The following is a 17,243-nucleotide window of genomic DNA, read 5'->3' on the forward strand; positions in this document are numbered from 1 at the left end:
AATGCCATCGCCTTTGGAAAAACTGTGAGCGACAATTGAATACCAGCTTGCAATTCGTTAATTTGGCATTCCTCACTTTGCTCTTGCGGCGGGGGTGATCAAAAAAGATCTCGAACAGGTTCTAAGACGCGGGGCTTGCTGGTGCGGCTGGAGAGTGCGCGCCTGGCGGCAACAGCATCGCGATACAGCGCGCAAGAACTTGAACACCTACCCGCCCCGGTGGCTCGGTACTTTCGTACGGTATTAAAGGATGGCCAGGCCATCATTTCTGCTGCGAGTGTTGCACATACTGGCAGCTTTAACCTGAGTGTGGCTGGTGAGCAGTGGAAGTCGTTTGCATCAACACAGCGGGTCATTACCCGCAGGCCGGGCTTTGTCTGGGATGCGCGCATTGCCATGGTGCCGGGTATAGCTGTTTATGTACATGATGCCTATGTGGGTGGTGAAGGTATCTTGACCCCCTCCCTACTTGGCCTGTGGAGCATGGTGGACAAGATCAGCGCGCGCGATCTGGCCGAAGCTGAATTCATGCGCTTTTTTGCTGAGGCGACCTGGTACCCTTCTGCCTTGCTCCCCAGCCAGGGGGTGCAGTGGCAGGCAGTTGATGAGCATACAGCCAGCGCGACGCTTGCCGATGGTGCGATTAGCGCGACCATGCTGGTCAGTTTTAATCAGGCTGGCTTGATTGAATCAGTGCGGGTTGAAGCCCGCGCTGCCTTGGTGGGCAAGCTTATCGTGCACACACCCTGGGAAGGGCGCTGGTTCAATTATCAGGAACGCGATGGCATGCTGGTGCCGCTAAGCGGTGAAGCTGCATGGCTTCATGCTGACGGGCGCAAGCCATATTGGCGTGGCACCATCACTGCACTGGCCTATGAATTCTAGACAGCTGGCCAGCCAGCGCATACGGTTGCATGGGACAGGTAGCTCATGGCAGATGATAGCTGGCAAATGTCTGAGCTCGCCCGGGGAGCTGTGATACGTCTGTCAAATTAACTGTATATTGTTATGTCAGGGAAGTGTCGCCACACTGTAGTCAAGGGCTGCAATTACCATGAAGTCATTTGGAGAATTTAATGAAGAAGAGAGTCATCTGCGCGCTACTGTTTGCATTAAGCCTGAGCGCGAATGCTGCCGATGCACCGCAAGCCGCTGCCAAGCCTGTTGTGACAATTGCCGCACTGGATGTGCCGCGCTACATGGGCACCTGGTACGAAATCGCGAAGTTTGAAAATCGATTCCAGAAGAAGTGTACGGGCTTCACCTCGGCGACGTATTCAGCATTACCGGATGACAAGGTACAGGTTACCAACCGTTGCCAGGGAAGTGGTGGCGAAGTCATCGAGGCTGTAGGCGAGGCCAGGCAGGTGGGCAACTCAAGCTCACCGAAGTTGAAAGTGCGCTTTGCGCCAGCGTTTTTGTCTTTTCTGCCTATGGTGTGGGGTGATTATTGGGTCATAGATCTGGACCAGGATTATCAGTTGGTTGCCGTCAGCGAAGCCAAGCGCGAGTTCTTGTGGATATTGTCGCGCACGAAAAAAGTCGATAAGGAAAAGTACGATGCCCTGGTCGCACGGCTGGTGGCGCAAGGCTTTGACGTAAGCAAGCTGGTGCCCACCAAACAGGAGTAGCAGGCTTGCCTGCCAGTTTTTGTGCATGCCGGATAAAATAAACAGGCGTTGATATAATGCCCGCATGACATATAGCATCGTTTGGTTCAAACGCGATCTGCGTTTGCATGATCATCTTGCGCTACATACAGCAACCAGCAAAGGGCCGGTGCTGTGCTTGTACGTTGTTGAGCCATCTTTGTGGGCGCAGGCTGATGCGGCGAACCAGCATTACCAGTTCTTGCTTGAGAGCTTGCGTGAGCTTTATCTTGCTTTACGCAAAAGCGGTGGCCAACTGCATATATTGACGGGTGAAGTCACTGAGGTCTTTGCGCACATTTTTACCCATCAGCCATTCTCGGCTATTTATTCACACGAAGAAACGGGTAACAACGTCACTTATCAGCGTGATAAGGCGCTGGCTCGTTGGTGCCGCGCGCAACAAGTGGAATGGCATGAGTTTGCCCAGTTTGGTGTGGTGCGTCGCTTGCGGAGCAGGGATGACTGGCAGGCCAGCTGGAATGCGCATAATGACTCGCCCTGTGTAGCGCTGCCGCCCTTAAGCGCCACAAAATTTTCACCGTTGACGCCTGCAATTACACTCCCACGATTGCCACCTTCAGTACAGGACTTGCATCTGGAGCCTTTCAATCCACCTGCACGCCAGCGTGGTGGCAGGCAGAACGGCTTGATGATACTGGATAGCTTCTTGCGTGAGCGCAGTCATCAATATCGCGGCGGGATTTCATCGCCCTTATCGGCACCCACGGCTTGTTCGCGCCTGTCGCCGTATCTGGCATTTGGTTGTCTTAGTTTGCGGGAAATCGTGCATGCCACACGCGACCATATCGCCAGCTTGCCCGTAACGGCTGAGCGTCACAAGAAAGGGCTGGAAGCCTTTATCAGTCGCTTGTACTGGCATTGCCACTTTATTCAAAAACTGGAGAGCGAGCCAGAAATCGAATACCGCAATATGCATCGCGGCTATGATGGTTTGCGTGAACAGGAATTCAATCAGGCGCATTTTGAGGCTCTGATTTCTGCCCGTACTGGCTGGCCGCTGGTTGATGCGTGTGTAACGATGTTGCGGCAAACAGGCTGGCTTAATTTTAGAATGCGCGCCATGCTGGTTTCTGTCGCTGCCTATCCTTTGTGGCTGGACTGGCGGCCAGTCGGGCATTGGCTCGCACGCCAGTTTTTGGATTATGAACCAGGCATACACTGGAGCCAGATGCAGATGCAATCAGGCACTACGGGAATGAACGTGCCGCGCATTTATAATCCAGTCAAGCAGGCCAGTGACCATGATCCCCATGGACATTTCGTGCGTCGCTGGCTGTCTGCGATGCGTCGCGTACCGGACACTTGGTTGTTTGAACCATGGCGCATGCCGCCAGATGTGCAGGCAGCTTGTGGTGTGAAAGTGGGTGTCGATATACCTGCGCCTATAGTTGATCTGGAACAGGCTACTCGCATTGCCAAGACCCGGCTATTTGACTTGCGCAAGCAGCCCCACATGCAGGCTCCAAAATTGGCCGTCATAGAAAAGCACGGTTCGCGCAAAAAGACTCCAGGCAAGACACACCAGCAGACTGCATCCAGCAAACAGCCTGTCAGCCTGCAATTAGAACTGGACTGGTGAGACGAGAGCAACGGTTTCAGAATAAGGAAAGCGATGAGTCATAGTTCAAATGTTATTACAGCGCAAGCTCAAGAGACGGGCACGTCCAACACACCGGGCATTGTGATTTATTGGTTTCGCAATGACCTGCGTTTGGCAGATAACCAGGCATTAATTCGCGCCTGCCAGCACGCTGAAAACCTGGTATTTGTGTATTGTCACCCATCCGCTACTTTGCAGGCACAGCGCTGGAACTTTCCGCACCCTGGGCTACATCGCCAGCGCTTTGTGGAATCTGCCTTAGCTGATTTAAGTCAGCAGTTACACGCAATGGGCAGCCAGCTACTGGAAGTCAGCATGAGTGCCGTGGAATTTCTGCCGCTGCTTGCCAGAGAACTAGGTAGTAAGGTAGTTTACTGTGAAGAGATTGCGGCACCTTATGAGCAAGATGATATCTACGCATTACGCGCTGCAGGTTTAACTGTGCATACGCACTGGCAATCTAGCTTGCTTGATCCAACATATCTACCCTTCGGGGCGGATGCGCTGCCTGATGTATTTACGCAGTTTCGTACTCTCATCGAAGCCAAAGGCGTGCAGCCGCCCGCACCGCTACCAGCACCGCATTCCTTGCCAGCTCTGCCGGACAACTTTGGCCAGATTGCGAGGAAGTGGGCAATTGACTCACACGCTGCCTCGGTAGAGCCAAGCGCTGAAGCAGCAGCATTGCTGAATGATGCTCGCTCATCTTTCCCCTACTTTTTGCCTGCGTTTTCTGGTGGTTCAACTGCAGCTAACGCGCATGTAGAAAACTATTTGAAGCGTAAGCTACCGCATACCTATAAGCAAACCCGCAATCAATTGTCGGGGCTGGATTATTCGACCAAATTTTCTCCTTGGCTGGCGTCTGGTGCGATATCAGCACGCCAGATTTTTAGCGCGCTAAAAGGATTTGAAGCAGAGCTTGGTGCCAATGATGGCAGTTACTGGATCTGGTTTGAATTATTGTGGCGTGATTATTTTCGCTTGCTGCATCTCAAATACGGACGGCAGTTATATTCCGCAAAGGGCCTGACCGATTTGCCAATGCCGCCACATGATGCGGAAAAATTTAACGACTGGTGCCAGGCCCGGACAGGCAATGCGTTTATTGATGCAGCCATGGCGGAGCTTGCTGCGACAGGCTATTTATCCAACCGCATGCGCCAGGTGGTTGCCAGTTATCTTATCCATGAGCTGGCTTGCGACTGGCGGGCTGGTGCTGCGTGGTTTGAAGCTCAGCTCATTGATTATGATGTGTACAGCAATCAAGGGAACTGGCTGTATATCGCAGGGCGTGGCACAGACCCACGCAATGGCAGGCGTTTCAATATCCCAAAACAAGTTCATGACCACGATCGTGACGGCACATACCGACGCTTGTGGGGGAAACTTGAAAGCGACGCCAGCAATCAATGAGATGAGAAAAGCAAGCGCCGCAGTTCTGGCGGCGCTTGCTCATACGATCAGGGTTTCATTTCAGGTTTCGCCCGACATCTCAAGGGCCGACGGCCTTCCAGTTGCCACCTTGTATGGTCAGCATTACTCTCGCCTTTTCTTCCAGGCCAAAATGGTCATTTGCTGTGTAATGCAAGACGCCCTGGGTGATGGGGATGTCGATCTCGGATTCCATCGCATCTTTTAAAGCTGTACGGAATTCTGGCGTGCCGGGTTTGGCTTTTTTCAGGGCCAGGGGAATGACGCGGTTCAGTAGCAGGTAGGCGTCGTAGCCATGCGCTGCGAACTGGTTTCTGCTGCCTTCGCCATATTGTTTTTCATAGCGATTGGTGAAGTCTGTGGCCAGTTGTTTGGATGGGTGGTTGTCTGGCAGAAGTTCGGGCAAGATGGCCAGGCCTGCGACGACGAACGCGCCTTCTACGTCTTTGCCGCCCAGGCGTATGAGGTCACGCGAGGCTGCACCGTGTGTCTGGTAGATCTTGCCTTTGTAGCCGCGCTCTATCAGTGCCTTGTGTGGCATGGCTGCGCCGCTGCCAGATGCGCCTATCAGTATCGCGTCTGGCTTGGCAGCAAGTAGTTTCAGCGTCTGTGCTGTGACGCTGGTGTCAGGGCGGTTGAAGCGCTCTGTGGCAACAGACTGCAAGCCATTTTTATTGGCAGCGGCAGTAATTGCTTTGAACCAGGTTTCGCCATAGGCATCAGAATAGCCTAGATAGGCGTAGGTTTTGACACCTGTTTTTTTCATGTGGTCGGCTACAGCATGAGCCATGAGCGGTGTCGATTGGGCGACACGGAATGTCCAGATGCCTTTGCCGGGCGCGACCTCAACAGGAGAGGTCGATATTTGTGGCGTCTTGAGTTCAGATGCGACCTCTGCCAGGGCAACGGAGGCGGGTGTGGCAGTGGAGCCGACGATGACATCTACCTTGTCGTCAGTGATGAGCCTGCGGGCGTTTTTGCTGGACTGTGTGGTATCGGATGCATCGTCGAGGACGATCAGTTTAACTTTTTCACCGCCGATGGTCTCTGGCCACAGGGCTATGCCGTTTTTGGTGGGAATGCCCAGGCCAGATGCGGGGCCGGTCAGTGGCAGGCTGACGCCTATGGTGATGTCGGCCTGGGCCGTGCTTGCGATTGTTGCTATCAGCAGAGCCAATATCGTCGGTTTGATGTTGAATTGCATTGCTGTCTCCTGAATTATTGTTGGTATTGCAGATGCGGATGCGACGCGACATTGCTTTTCGCCATCTAAGCTTGTTTGCTGGCCGGCCTGGCAATTTTTTATTGCAACGCAATATTGTTATGTCGTATAACAGTTATTCAATATAATAATATTTTGGATTGCTTGCAAGTGGGGATTTGGAATTTTTTGGATTTCGTGCTGGAGGTAGCCAGGTGGACGTGAAGGTACAAAACCTGCGACGACTGCAAGTTTGTTTGTGCAGAAGGAATCCCTTACTTAGGATCTATACACAACTTCCCCAGCAAGGCGCGCAATTGCTGACGCTCTTTCACCGACAACTGCTGGCTGACCCTGTCATCATGTTCTTTCACGGCCAGTTTGTATTTCTCTAATTGCTTCTGGCCTTCTTTGGTCAGGTGCAGATTGTAGGATCTGCGGTCGCCGGAGTCCTGGCGTTCCAGCAGGCCAGCTTGTTCAAAATTGTCGATAATGGCTACTACGCCTGAGCGGGCTATGCCCATGACTTCCGCAAGGCGGGTTTGGGAAATGCCCGGGTTGTTGCCGACAATCACTAAAGATGAGAAACGCTGAGGTGTGATGTCGTAAACGCCCAGACTGGCGCTGAAGTCAGCATAGATGGATAGCTGGGCGCGGCGCACGGCGTAGCCGGTCAGTTCGTCAAGAATGCCATACTCTATGCCTTCTATACGGGCGTTGAAAGTGGGGAGCTGTGCCGTGCTGCTCTGGCGCTTCGGGGCTGCTGCCCTGGTCTTGGTTTGCGCTTTGAGGATGTCTGTTTTTTGTTTGGGCATGATCAGGCAATATGAGTGAGCTTGTTCTTAGAAGTATTGTACATGCTGCCTGTCTTGAATTAGCGAATTCACATTACTAGTGCGCAAGAGCCAGGCGTCTGGAAATTTGCAACAGTGCTTGTGTAATCTCGAATAATTGTTATACAGTAGAACAATATAGTCGTATCTAAAAACGTGCAGCATCGTTAAATTTCGGGAGGAAGACATGAAAGTAGTAATCGCCGGTGCCGGTATAGGTGGCCTGACTCTTGCCCTGATGTTGCATGAGCGCGGCATCGATGTTGAAGTGTATGAAGCAGTCAATGAGATCAAGCCGCTGGGTGTGGGCATCAATTTGCTACCGCATGCGAGCCAGCAATTGTGCCAGTTGGGTTTGGAAAACTGCCTGGCTGAACTAGGTATCGAGACTTCATCACTTTCTTATTTCAACAAGTTTGGTCAAAAAATCTGGCAAGAGCCGCGCGGGCGTGCTGCTGGTTATGATTGGCCGCAATATTCCATACACCGTGGTGAATTGCAGATGACTTTGCTGCAGAATGCCATCGAACGTCTGGGTGCTGGACGCATTCATCAGGGGCATGCATTTACCTCTTTTGAACAGGTGGCGAACAAGGTAATTTCTACTTTCACCAGACAGGTGGATAAGGCGGCAGTGCTGGTGGAGTCTGATTTGCTCATCGGTGCGGACGGCATACATTCGGCAGTGCGACGCTTTTTATACCCGCAGGGAGACCAACCACGTTTTTCTGGCCGTATGCTGTGGCGCGGTGTGACGGAGGCTACGCCGTATATGGACGGACGCAGCATGTTCATGGCGGGGCATCAGGACCAGAAATTTGTTTGCTACCCTATCTCTGAACCATTGCGTGCGCAGGGTCGTTCGCTGATTAACTGGATTGCCGAGTTACGTGTGCCGGGTGGTGAGTTGCCAACGTCGGACTGGAACCGCAAGGTGGATAAAGCCACATTCAGCAAACCCTTTGATAGCTGGAACTGGGGGTGGATAGATATTCCTGATCTGATCGAAAAGTCAGAAGTGGTGTATGAATTCCCACTGGTGGATCGTGACCCATTACCGCGCTGGACTTTTGAGCGGGTGACTTTGCTGGGTGATGCGGCCCACCCCATGTACCCTATAGGTTCAAATGGCAGTGCGCAGGCAATACTTGATGCGCGCTACCTGACTGACTGTCTCGTTGGTGAAGCGAGTATTTTGTATGCGCTGCGTGAGTATGAGGCTGAGCGTTTGCCGCGCACCACAGGCATCGTATTGCGCAACCGTATGAATGGGCCTGAACAGGTGATGCAGATGGCAGAGGAACGTGCCCCCCTCGGTTTTGCTGATATAAAAGATGTGATCACGCAAGCGGAGCTGGAGGCGATTTCCTTGCGCTACAAGCGGCTGGCGGGGTTTGACAAGGATGCTTTGCGGGTGACGGGAAAAGTTCAACCTGAAAGCGCAGACGCCAGTGAACTGTCACAGAAATACGCAATGTCCAAACCGGCCTGAGACAAAACCACGGCAAATTGATCGTCTTCGAATTTGCATGGTATCTGCTCTGCATTTGCTTAAGATTGCTTCGTCGTGTAGCATCTTTCGCCGCGCACCGGGCGCATATACACCACTAATATCAAAATTTTGAAAGATCCACATATGTCTTCTTCATGGGACAGTAATTCACCTGTACGCGCACTGACCAGCATGCATCTTTATTTTGCCGTGATTTACGGCGTCATATCGCTGCCATTTCTTTACGAACTTTTTAGCAGCTTTGGCAAAGGCCAAGGCGGGCTGATAGAGATGACTGTATTCAGCGGTATTTTTATACTTTGGGCTTTTGCACATTACAAGGCTAGTGATGCCGTTGAAACGGGCAAAAATTGGGCATCTGGTGCTTCGTATTTTTTGGCGGTTCCCTTATTGTTAGGCATCCCTATCGGAACATTTTTTGGTATAAGAATGATTATGCATGCTCGCAAGCTCAATCGCGAATAAGGCGCCTGCGTCTTTACATTTTTTTTTGCGGGTGCATAGAATGTACCTGAACAGGTCATGCAAATGGCAAAGGAACGTACCCGCTGGGTTTTGCCGATGTGCATGAGATGATCACGCAAGCGGAGTTGGAGGCAATTTCCTCACGCTACATGAGCTGGCAGGGTTTGACAAGGATGCTTTGGGGGTGACGGGGAATGCGAGGGCCAGATCTGGTTTTGACGGAGTCCAGATCGCTTGCTGGGTGCACCATGGCAGTGCTTAAAGGGGACAGTTTGCAGCTAAGTTGCCTGCACCCAAATTGCAATGGAAACCCATCCCCATCCTGGCCTTCCCCTTGAAGGGGAAGGTGCCTGTATGAGATTTACGACAAATCAAACCTGTCCGCATTCATGACCTTGGTCCAGGCGGCAGCAAAATCATGTACAAACTTCTGTTGTGCATCACTGCCTGCATAGATTTCTGCCACAGCACGCAGTTGTGAGTTGGAACCGAAGACCAGATCAACTACGCTGGCTGTCCATTTCACATCTCCATTCACACGGTCACGGCCTTCGAGCACGCCTTCTATACCTGATTTGTGCCACTTGGTATTCATGTCCAGCAAGTTGACGAAGAAATCATTGCTTAATGTTTCTGGTCGTTTGGTGAATACACCGAGTTGCGATTGTCCGGCATTGGCGTTCAGGGCACGCAAGCCACCAATCAACACGGTCATTTCTGGCGCGCTGAGTTTGAGCAGTTGCGCCTTGTCGATCAGTAGTGCAGCAGCAGAGCCTTCCAGGCCTTTGCGCAGGTAGTTGCGGAAACCGTCTGCGACAGGTTCGAGGACTTCAAAGGATTCTACGTCGGTCTGTTCTTGCGTCGTATCCATGCGGCCTGGGGCAAAGGCCACTTGTATTTCATGTCCAGCTTTTTTGGCGGCAGCTTCCACTGCTGCGGTACCACCAAGGACGATGAGATCAGCCAGGGAGACTTTTTTGCCACCAGTCTGGGCAGCATTGAACTCTGCCTGTATGGCTTCCAGTTTGGCCAGCACCTTGGCCAGTTGTTCTGGCTGATTGGCTTGCCAGTCTTTTTGTGGTGCCAGGCGTATGCGCGCGCCATTCGCGCCACCGCGTTTGTCGCTGCCACGGAAGGTAGATGCCGAAGCCCAGGCAGTGCTGACCAATTGCGATATGCTGAGGCCAGATGCCAGCAGCTTTGCCTTGAGACTGGCAATGTCGCTCTCATCGACCAGAGCATGATTGACTGCTGGAATAGGGTCTTGCCAGATCAGTTCTTCTTTTGCTACCAAAGGGCCAAGGTAACGGGTGATGGGACCCATGTCGCGGTGGGTCAGTTTGTACCAGGCACGAGCGAAAACATCTGCCAGTTCTTGCGGGTTTTGCAGGAAACGGCGCGAGATTTTTTCATATGCCGGGTCCACTCGCAGGGCCATGTCTGCTGTGGTCATCATGGGTGCATGACGCAGGGATGGGTCGTGCGCATCTGGTACTGTGGTTTTGGCGGCCAGATCGGTGGGTGTCCATTGATGGGCTCCAGCCGGGCTCTTGGTCAGTTGCCATTCATAGCCAAACAGGGTTTCGAAGTAGGAGTTATCCCAGGTGATGGGCGTGGCTGTCCAGGCACCTTCTATACCGCTGGTGATGGTGTGCACGCCTTTGCCTGTGCCAAAGCTGTTCTTCCAGCCCAGACCTTGTTCTTCTATGCTGGCACCTTCGGGTTCTGCGCCTACCTGGGCAGGGTCACCTGCGCCGTGGGCTTTGCCAAAAGTGTGGCCGCCTGCGACCAGCGCGACGGTTTCTTCGTCATTCATGGCCATGCGGGCGAAGGTTTCGCGGATATCGCGTGCCGATGCGATTGGGTCGGGGTTGCCATTGGGGCCTTCGGGGTTGACATAGATCAGGCCCATTTGTACGGCGGCCAGCGGTTTTTGCAGGTCGCGGTCGCCGCTATAGCGCTGGTCATCCAGCCATTTGCCTTCGGGCCCCCAGTAGATGTCTTCTTCCGGTTCCCAGATGTCGGGACGTCCACCGGCGAAACCAAAGGTTTTGAAGCCCATGGAGTCGAGCGCAACATTGCCGGTCAAGATCATCAAATCTGCCCAGGACAGTTTGTTGCCGTATTTTTGTTTGATGGGCCAGAGCAGGCGGCGTGCCTTGTCGAGATTGCCATTGTCAGGCCAGCTATTGAGGGGTGCAAAGCGCTGCGCACCAGCGCCAGCGCCGCCGCGACCATCGCTGGTGCGATAGGTACCCGCGCTATGCCAGGCCATGCGAATGAAGAAGGGGCCGTAGTGACCGTAATCAGCAGGCCACCATTCTTGCGAATCTGTCATCAGGGCATGCAGGTCTTTGATGACTTCGTCAAGATCCAGAGTCTTGAATGCTTCTGCGTAGTTAAAATCTTCACCCAGCGGATTGGATGCAGGGGAGTGCTGGTGCAATATCTTGAGGTTCAATTGATTTGGCCACCAGTCTGCGTTTGGGTGGCTGGCTGCCACTGCGGTGCGGGCGTTACCTGAGAATGGGCATTTTGCTTCGTTTGACATTCTTATCTCCTTTGATTGAGTGACACACGAGCTCATTTCATCAAAAGGATGTGATGAGCTCTACTACCTGATCGATTGTAGAGATGGATAAATAATAGGTAAAATCAATTTAATTGATTGAATCAATTTGTTTTAACTATCGATTTATTCCCTGGCCAAATTGTGCTTACTCTTGCATACCCTGCTGGTGCCAAGTGTTTGTGCCGCTTTGTTGATGGCGATCCTATGGGCTGAGCGAGAAATTCTGAATTTAAAATGGCCTGATTCATTGTGTTCTACATGTTAACTTATTTATACCAAAGTATGAGAGTCATTGAATCGTCACCACTTCTAAGGGATAATTGCGAATATGAATGACACTACACAACTACCCCCATTGCCAGATCGCCTGTCGGTTGATCCGCGCAGCCCCTATCATGTCGCCGAAGTGTTTCAACACGATGTCGGTATTAAGCTCAATGGCAAAGAGCGCAATGACGTTGAAGAATATTGCATCAGCGAAGGCTGGGTCAGCGTTGCTGCTGGCAAGGCCCGTGACCGCAAGGGCAATCCCCTGATGATCAAAGTCAAGGGTGTGGTTGAGGCTTTTTACCGCTGATCGCCATTACTGAGTTACAGCCGGGTGCTGGCTTTTGCAGTGCCCGTTTCTTCGGCCCAGAGTTGGCTGGCATGGCGTCCGCATCGTTAGGCAGGACGCCAAAATCCCCTCCGATATGATTGTCTGCCTGTTTGCTGTCTGAACAGGCATGCTGCTTTTGTTGCCTGCATGCACTATCCTGATTCACTGATGAAACCCACTCCCCTGCCACACGCTGTATCCCGCTTGCGTTCTGCCCGTCTTGAGCGCAGTACCAGGCCGTTTCTTGCGCGTGGTGGCCCCAAGGGTGAGCGGTGTAGCGGCTGCAGGCTGATACTTAGCCATTGCCTGTGCGAATTGCGCCCCGTCGTGCCTACCCGTGCGGGGGTGTGCCTGCTGATGGCCGAACATGAGACGCTGAAACCCAGCAATACCGGCTGGCTAATTGCCGATGTGGTGCCCGACACCATGGCCTTTGGCTGGGCACGCACTGAAGTCGATCCAGCCTTGCTGGCCGTGCTGGCTGACCCGCAATGGCAGCCGTATGTTGTCTTCCCTGGTGAATTTGTCACTCCAGAGCGGGTGATTTCGGAGTTGCTGCCTGTAGATGCAGAACAGGATAACCACAAGCGCCCGCTGTTTATTTTGCTGGATGCTACCTGGCCAGAAGCCCGCAAGATTTTCAAAAAAAGCCCTTACCTGGCAAAGTTCCCTGTACTGAGCTTGTTGCCAGAACAACTTTCACGTTACCGCTTGCGCCGCTCGCGAAGGGACGATCATTTGTGTACCTCGGAAGTGGCAGCCCTATGCCTGGGACTGGCTGGTGAGACTGCGGCTGCGGGGGCGCTGGAGATGTATCTCGACTTGTTCACTGATCATTATCTGCGCGCAAAGCAGCAGTTGAAGGTGGAATGGGAGGATGAATTGCATGTGCAGATGCGGGAGTTGGTACGAGGCTTGTAGGGACTTAAATATTCTGTTGTAGGCCAGCAAGGACCGCACGATAGATCCGGCCTTGCAGGCTGCTTTTGCGAAAAAAGATCAATGCCGTGACGACCACGCTGCCAACCAGCCATATGCCTATGCTGTCTCAACCCAAAGCAGTTGCCGATGCAATTTTTGCTGCAGTGAAAAATTAATCAATTTGATCGTGAGTAAATTGGTCTGCAAGCGGGGTCGTGCCGTTTTTTAGGCATGGCATGTGTTTATCTACGCCACAATCCCTGGTATTGAGCCATTTTCAGGGCCAGCATTGCGGCTGATCGCAGCCAGATAGCGTTGCGCTTCTTCCCAGGTGATAGTGACATCACTGTGCGCGTCTGCTTGTCTCATGGCAGCAATTGCTTCTTCTTGCTGGCGTTGTTTTTCTTGCTGCTCTTTGTATTGCCTTATCTGTTCTTCTTTCTGGCGGCGCTGGGCATCTTCTATGGCACGCTGGCGGTTTTGTCTGGCGATGAGGGCATGCAAGGCAGCGCTGGCTTGTTCGCGCCTTTGCTTTTCCAGCTCCTTGCGTTGCCGTCTTAATTCTGCACGCTGGCGGGCTGCGACTTCTATTGGAGAGACGCCCGACTCAGGCTGTTGCCTGTTGTGGCCTGGAGCTTTGCCTGCTGCGGCATTCAAAGCAGACTTGCCTGCGGCTTGCAGGGTCTGTAATAAAGCACGGACACTGGCGGGGCGCTGGTCTGGCTGGATCGCAAAGCCACTTTGCAAGACTTGCCATTGCGCAGCATTGAGCGTGGCAGCTTGTATTGGTTGCTGCTGCGGATGGCGATATTCACCAAAGGGCATGGCAGCTTCCAGCATCTGGTAAATCATGACGGCGACGGCATACACGTCCAGCGCGGGACTGTGCTGGTGGCTGCCAGCTTCTGGCGCACGGTAGCCTGCCGTACCAGCGTAAGGCGAACGTGATGGCGTCATGCTGGTGGAGATGAGGCCAGCCTGGGTATGGCTGCGCAAACGGGCAGAGATGCCAAAGTCCAGCAGCTTGGTTTCCCCGCTTTGTGTCAGCAAGAGGTTGCTGGGTTTTAAATCACGGTGAACGAGTTTATGTTTTGCCCAGGCATAGTCCAGCGCATCTGCTACTGGGCCCAGCATATCCAGCACTTGCTTGAGGGTGCAACGGGTATGGCGGGTCAGATAGGTTTCCAGGTCTTGTCCATCCAGATATTCCATGATGATGAAATAGCTATTGGTAGCTGGGTCACGCGCCCAGTCATAGACCCTGACGATATGTTCGTGCGCCAGCTTGCGCACCAGCGAAGCTTCTTCGACCAGCAGACGGGCATGCAGGGCGCTTTGAGTGAGTTGTGGTGGCAGTATCTTGAGTGCCACCATTTCGCTATGACCCAGTTCGGCCTGGGTTGCCAGGTCGCTGGCTTGCCATACCTGGCCCATGCCGCCCTGCCCTAATAGCCGCTCAAGCCGGTAGCGTTTCGACAGACCGCCGACTTCTTGCCCGGCCAGAAAACCCAGGTCTGTGCCTTGCTCATTCTCCGGTTTGCGCTGCTTGCCCTGCCTGGCGATGACAGGAGCCAGCTCGGTATCGAGTATGGCATTTTTTCGCTGCTTGAATTCTTCTTCCGATAGCAAACCCTCATCCAGCAATGCGCGCAATTCACGGATTTTTTGTAATGGCGTTTGCATTGTGATGACTTATTTTCTTCCTGCCTGAGCAATTGGGGCTACACGGTTACCCGCATTTTGTGCCATGCTCAGGTCTATCTCGTGACGTCTTTGCTGTTCAGCTTCTCTTTGTACACGCTCATCCTGTATGCGTTCTTGCAGCATCTTGAGAACCTGGTCCCAGGTCATGCCTTGCTGGGTACTGGCCATGGCACTCATGGCCAGTGCGGCATGCTCGGAACTACCCGCCTGCATGGCCAGGATTTGTTCTGCCGTCAAGCTGGCTTGTGCCTGCACTTTGACGATCTCGGCCAAAGCCAGGGCATTGGCGGGTTCGGCGGTGGCGATCTTGCCGGTTTCGCTGAAGTTGGCGATGGCATTCATGCGTTCTATGGCGATGCGGGCCAGCAGGGCATCGTGTGCCTGTTCTGCCTGGCGTTGCTCACGTTCCAGGCTCAGCCTGGCAAATTTATCGGCACGCTCGGCTTCTGCCTGCTGCAGTTCTTTTTTCCAGCGGCGTTCATCATCTTGCTGTTTGAGTTGCTGCCTCAGGGTTTCAACTTCCACACTGGCGAGCGCAGCCTGATGCTGATGCTGCTGGTTTTGTTGTTCAAACAGGGCATGGGCTTTCAGTGTACCTAGTAATTTGTCATGCTGCACCATGGCATCGGCCTGCGCATCACCGCGCCGGATGCCATTGATTTTTTCCTGTACCTGGCTGAGCTTGAGTTCGGCATCAATATCACTGATGCTGTCTTCGCGCTGCAATCCACGTTTGCGCTGTTGCTGCAATTCTTCTTCCCAGGCTTGTATGCGCTGGAATTCGCGCGCCCTGGCTTCGGCTTCTATGCTGACAAGTATCAGGCGATTCTTTTGCTCTTCATCTTCCAGTTCCTGTTCCCGGCGTGTCAACTGGTTTTGTTTGTGGCGCAGTAGTTCCGTCTGTAGCTTTTGCTGATCCTGGTCTGCTATCAGGCTGGCTTGGGTGAATTCATGTTCCAGCTGGAATTTTTGTAACTGATGCTGAATTTTTTGCTGCATCAGTTGCGCAGCTTCCTTTCCTTGCAACTGTGTGATTTCTGACTCTGAACGCATCTTGATGCGCGCCATGGTGCGTATATGCAACCACTGGTCGGCTTCATTCTGGCGCTGTTCAGATTTTTGCTTGAGGCTGTGTTCAAGTTCTCTGATGGTGTCGCCGGCTCCACGTTCCAGTGCTTGCTTGCGGGTGCCGGCTTCGACGATGCGGCCATACAATTCCAACTCGCGTGCACGTATGATTTGCAATCTCTCGTTTTCATCCTGGCGCAACTTGGCGCGACTCAGGCGTTTCTTGGCGCTCTCGACCTGGCCTTGCATGTACAGCCAGCTTAAGTCCTTGCCAAATTGATGACGCATTTCTTCATGGCGATAACGCAAGCGGATTTGCTCTTCTTGTCTGGCGATTTTTTGCCATTCGGTATTGGTGTAAAGTGCATCGACGAGCTTGCTGTGCTCAAGCTGGGCGCGCTGGCCATCGATGACCAGATGCAGGCTGCTGATTTTTTCGCCCAGTTTTTCTCTGTCATTTGTCAGTTTGTCGTGCCGCACTTCGCGGGTAACAGCCTGGGTAGCAACAAAGCCGTATTGTGCAATGGACTGGTTCAAGGTCGACAACAGACGCTCATCCAATTGCTGGCGCAAATGGGCATTGTCTTGCAGTTCACGCAAGGACTGGGCGCCCAAAAATTCTATCGCAATCTGGCGCACCATGGGTTCCAGCAACTGCTGCAGTTGCTGGCAAGTGATGATGCCGGGCGCATGCATGAAATGTGTGGCAAACACAGGTACATCGGCAATCTTGACGCTGATGACAAATTTGGCAGCAATAGCCAGGAATTCTGCGGTGTGTAAATCCTCAAAGGCAAATAGCAGGGCGAAAGGATTCAGGCGAGTCAGCAGGATTTCTGCTGACTTGTCTATTTGCAAACCCATGAGCTGGCTGGAAATATCCTGGTTGATGTAATCACCCGCGAGCAATTCGACAAAGCGGCCCTCTTGTACTACATAGGCGCGCGCGCTGACGGGAATATGCAAGTCTTGCCTGGCGATACTGCTCAGCGGTCGCACACCAAAATACATGGCGACTTCATTCTCTTTCGGCAACCAGCGTTTTTGGCGTAAGACAGGCTCATGCCGCGGGCTGCTCAGCATGAGGCCGCAGTGCGTGCAATACACCGCTTCTTGTATATTGTGATGGTCACACTGGGGACATTTGATTTTGGACGAACCAAAGATGCTGAACATGCGAAACTCCTTCTAGCGCTGCGCGGTGCTGAAACTTGTTTTGCACCTGAGCAAAAATGGTAGCACCGGGAGTAGTTTTGAAAGACGCGAACAGAAGGGGGTTTTGGGCTTAGATCGTACTATGAAAGGTTTTGATACTATCAGTCATTACAGTAGCGTAAAGAAAAAAGCATATTTAACATATAACTTTCTGCTGAGCATTTTGGATTTCTCAAATTTTTAACCGCGATTGCATCAAGAGTTTTCAGTTCCTGCAAACCAGACATCATTTGCAATTATTTGCATTGCGCAACAATCAGCTTAAAGTGTCTGTGCCAGTCTCACCGATTTTTTATTGGAACTCATTTCATAAATAGGATCACTAGTGTCCCAACGTTTCTCATAGGAGAGACATCTGTTTTGGTTGATTATCGTCATTGAGATTTCCCGATGACGGCGTAAGTAGTTGATTTATTGGCGTTGTTTCAAACATGGTGAGACTCAGG

At 52.6% G+C, this 17,243-nt stretch carries 13 protein-coding genes and 2 pseudogenes; 10 read left to right on the forward strand and 5 right to left on the reverse strand.

Annotated features, from left to right (window positions below):
• From H8L47_RS28475 to H8L47_RS28495, 5 genes and pseudogenes are all read left to right on the forward strand, one after another.
• Nucleotides 1-98, forward strand: a pseudogene (locus H8L47_RS28475) (IS5/IS1182 family transposase); the annotation flags it as partial.
• 43 nt (nt 99-141) lie between these two features.
• Entirely contained in the window at nt 142-885 is a 744-nt protein-coding gene (locus tag H8L47_RS28480; RefSeq protein WP_329605506.1) for a DUF6920 family protein, read from the forward strand.
• 191 nt (nt 886-1,076) lie between these two features.
• Nucleotides 1,077-1,631 (forward strand): lipocalin family protein, encoded by a 555-nt coding sequence (locus tag H8L47_RS28485; protein WP_186957213.1) that lies wholly within the window; start codon nt 1,077-1,079, stop codon nt 1,629-1,631.
• A 64-nt stretch (nt 1,632-1,695) separates the two neighbouring features.
• Entirely contained in the window at nt 1,696-3,252 is a 1,557-nt protein-coding gene (locus H8L47_RS28490; protein WP_186957214.1) for an FAD-binding domain-containing protein, read from the forward strand.
• Between the two features lie 33 nt (nt 3,253-3,285).
• Complete coding sequence (locus tag H8L47_RS28495) at nt 3,286-4,689, forward strand: DASH family cryptochrome (RefSeq protein ID WP_186957215.1); 1,404 nt, start codon at nt 3,286-3,288, stop codon at nt 4,687-4,689.
• A gap of 79 nt (nt 4,690-4,768) precedes the next feature.
• Here the strand turns inward: H8L47_RS28495 and H8L47_RS28500 are convergent, their stop codons facing one another.
• Together H8L47_RS28500 and H8L47_RS28505 are read right to left on the reverse strand one after the other, a co-directional pair.
• Nucleotides 4,769-5,911: an ABC transporter substrate-binding protein gene (locus H8L47_RS28500; RefSeq protein ID WP_186957216.1), complete on the reverse strand. Its 1,143-nt coding sequence runs from the start codon at nt 5,909-5,911 to the stop codon at nt 4,769-4,771.
• Between the two features lie 272 nt (nt 5,912-6,183).
• The gene (locus tag H8L47_RS28505) at nt 6,184-6,723 is read right to left on the reverse strand and encodes a MarR family winged helix-turn-helix transcriptional regulator (protein ID WP_186957217.1); all 540 of its coding nucleotides are present in this window, start codon (nt 6,721-6,723) and stop codon (nt 6,184-6,186) included.
• 205 nt (nt 6,724-6,928) lie between these two features.
• Here H8L47_RS28505 and H8L47_RS28510 point away from each other — a divergent pair, with 205 nt between their 5' ends.
• Nucleotides 6,929-8,233, forward strand: coding sequence for a flavin-dependent oxidoreductase (locus H8L47_RS28510; RefSeq protein WP_186957218.1), 1,305 nt, complete (start codon nt 6,929-6,931; stop codon nt 8,231-8,233).
• A gap of 144 nt (nt 8,234-8,377) precedes the next feature.
• Nucleotides 8,378-8,719, forward strand: coding sequence for a hypothetical protein (locus H8L47_RS28515; protein WP_222616718.1), 342 nt, complete (start codon nt 8,378-8,380; stop codon nt 8,717-8,719).
• Nucleotides 8,720-9,080: 361 nt separating this feature from the next.
• On the opposite strand, the gene katG is transcribed toward H8L47_RS28515, so the two are convergent.
• Nucleotides 9,081-11,270, reverse strand: coding sequence for a catalase/peroxidase HPI (gene katG / locus H8L47_RS28520; RefSeq protein WP_186957220.1), 2,190 nt, complete (start codon nt 11,268-11,270; stop codon nt 9,081-9,083).
• 349 nt (nt 11,271-11,619) lie between these two features.
• Between katG and H8L47_RS28525 the strand changes: the two genes are divergently transcribed.
• The 3 genes and pseudogenes from H8L47_RS28525 to H8L47_RS30000 all read left to right on the forward strand — a co-directional run.
• Entirely contained in the window at nt 11,620-11,868 is a 249-nt protein-coding gene (locus tag H8L47_RS28525) for a DUF3297 family protein (RefSeq protein ID WP_186957221.1), read from the forward strand.
• 189 nt (nt 11,869-12,057) lie between these two features.
• Entirely contained in the window at nt 12,058-12,810 is a 753-nt protein-coding gene (locus H8L47_RS28530) for a tRNA-uridine aminocarboxypropyltransferase (RefSeq protein WP_186957222.1), read from the forward strand.
• Nucleotides 12,811-12,832: 22 nt separating this feature from the next.
• A pseudogene (locus tag H8L47_RS30000) lies at nt 12,833-12,986 on the forward strand (alpha/beta fold hydrolase); the annotation flags it as partial.
• Between the two features lie 70 nt (nt 12,987-13,056).
• On the opposite strand, the gene H8L47_RS28535 reads toward H8L47_RS30000, so the two are convergent.
• Nucleotides 13,057-14,493, reverse strand: coding sequence for a protein kinase domain-containing protein (locus H8L47_RS28535; RefSeq protein ID WP_186957223.1), 1,437 nt, complete (start codon nt 14,491-14,493; stop codon nt 13,057-13,059).
• A gap of 9 nt (nt 14,494-14,502) precedes the next feature.
• Nucleotides 14,503-16,758 (reverse strand): hypothetical protein, encoded by a 2,256-nt coding sequence (locus tag H8L47_RS28540; RefSeq protein WP_186957224.1) that lies wholly within the window; start codon nt 16,756-16,758, stop codon nt 14,503-14,505.
• Nucleotides 16,759-17,243: the final 485 nt, after the last annotated feature.

Source organism: Undibacterium umbellatum, assembly GCF_014284125.1.
Classification (GTDB): Bacteria; Pseudomonadota; Gammaproteobacteria; order Burkholderiales; family Burkholderiaceae_D; genus Undibacterium; species Undibacterium umbellatum.

Bases quoted from the DNA above. Each gene is read 5' to 3' on its own strand.
- H8L47_RS28485 (WP_186957213.1), top strand. From the start codon at position 1,077: ATGAAGAAGAGAGTCATCTGCGCGCTACTGTTTGCATTAAGCCTGAGC.
- H8L47_RS28490 (WP_186957214.1), top strand. From the start codon at position 1,696: ATGACATATAGCATCGTTTGGTTCAAACGCGATCTGCGTTTGCATGAT.
- H8L47_RS28495 (WP_186957215.1), top strand. From the start codon at position 3,286: ATGAGTCATAGTTCAAATGTTATTACAGCGCAAGCTCAAGAGACGGGC.
- H8L47_RS28500 (WP_186957216.1), bottom strand. From the start codon at position 5,911: ATGCAATTCAACATCAAACCGACGATATTGGCTCTGCTGATAGCAACA.
- H8L47_RS28505 (WP_186957217.1), bottom strand. From the start codon at position 6,723: ATGCCCAAACAAAAAACAGACATCCTCAAAGCGCAAACCAAGACCAGG.
- H8L47_RS28510 (WP_186957218.1), top strand. From the start codon at position 6,929: ATGAAAGTAGTAATCGCCGGTGCCGGTATAGGTGGCCTGACTCTTGCC.
- H8L47_RS28515 (WP_222616718.1), top strand. From the start codon at position 8,378: ATGTCTTCTTCATGGGACAGTAATTCACCTGTACGCGCACTGACCAGC.
- katG (WP_186957220.1), bottom strand. From the start codon at position 11,270: ATGTCAAACGAAGCAAAATGCCCATTCTCAGGTAACGCCCGCACCGCA.
- H8L47_RS28525 (WP_186957221.1), top strand. From the start codon at position 11,620: ATGAATGACACTACACAACTACCCCCATTGCCAGATCGCCTGTCGGTT.
- H8L47_RS28530 (WP_186957222.1), top strand. From the start codon at position 12,058: ATGAAACCCACTCCCCTGCCACACGCTGTATCCCGCTTGCGTTCTGCC.
- H8L47_RS28535 (WP_186957223.1), bottom strand. From the start codon at position 14,493: ATGCAAACGCCATTACAAAAAATCCGTGAATTGCGCGCATTGCTGGAT.
- H8L47_RS28540 (WP_186957224.1), bottom strand. From the start codon at position 16,758: ATGTTCAGCATCTTTGGTTCGTCCAAAATCAAATGTCCCCAGTGTGAC.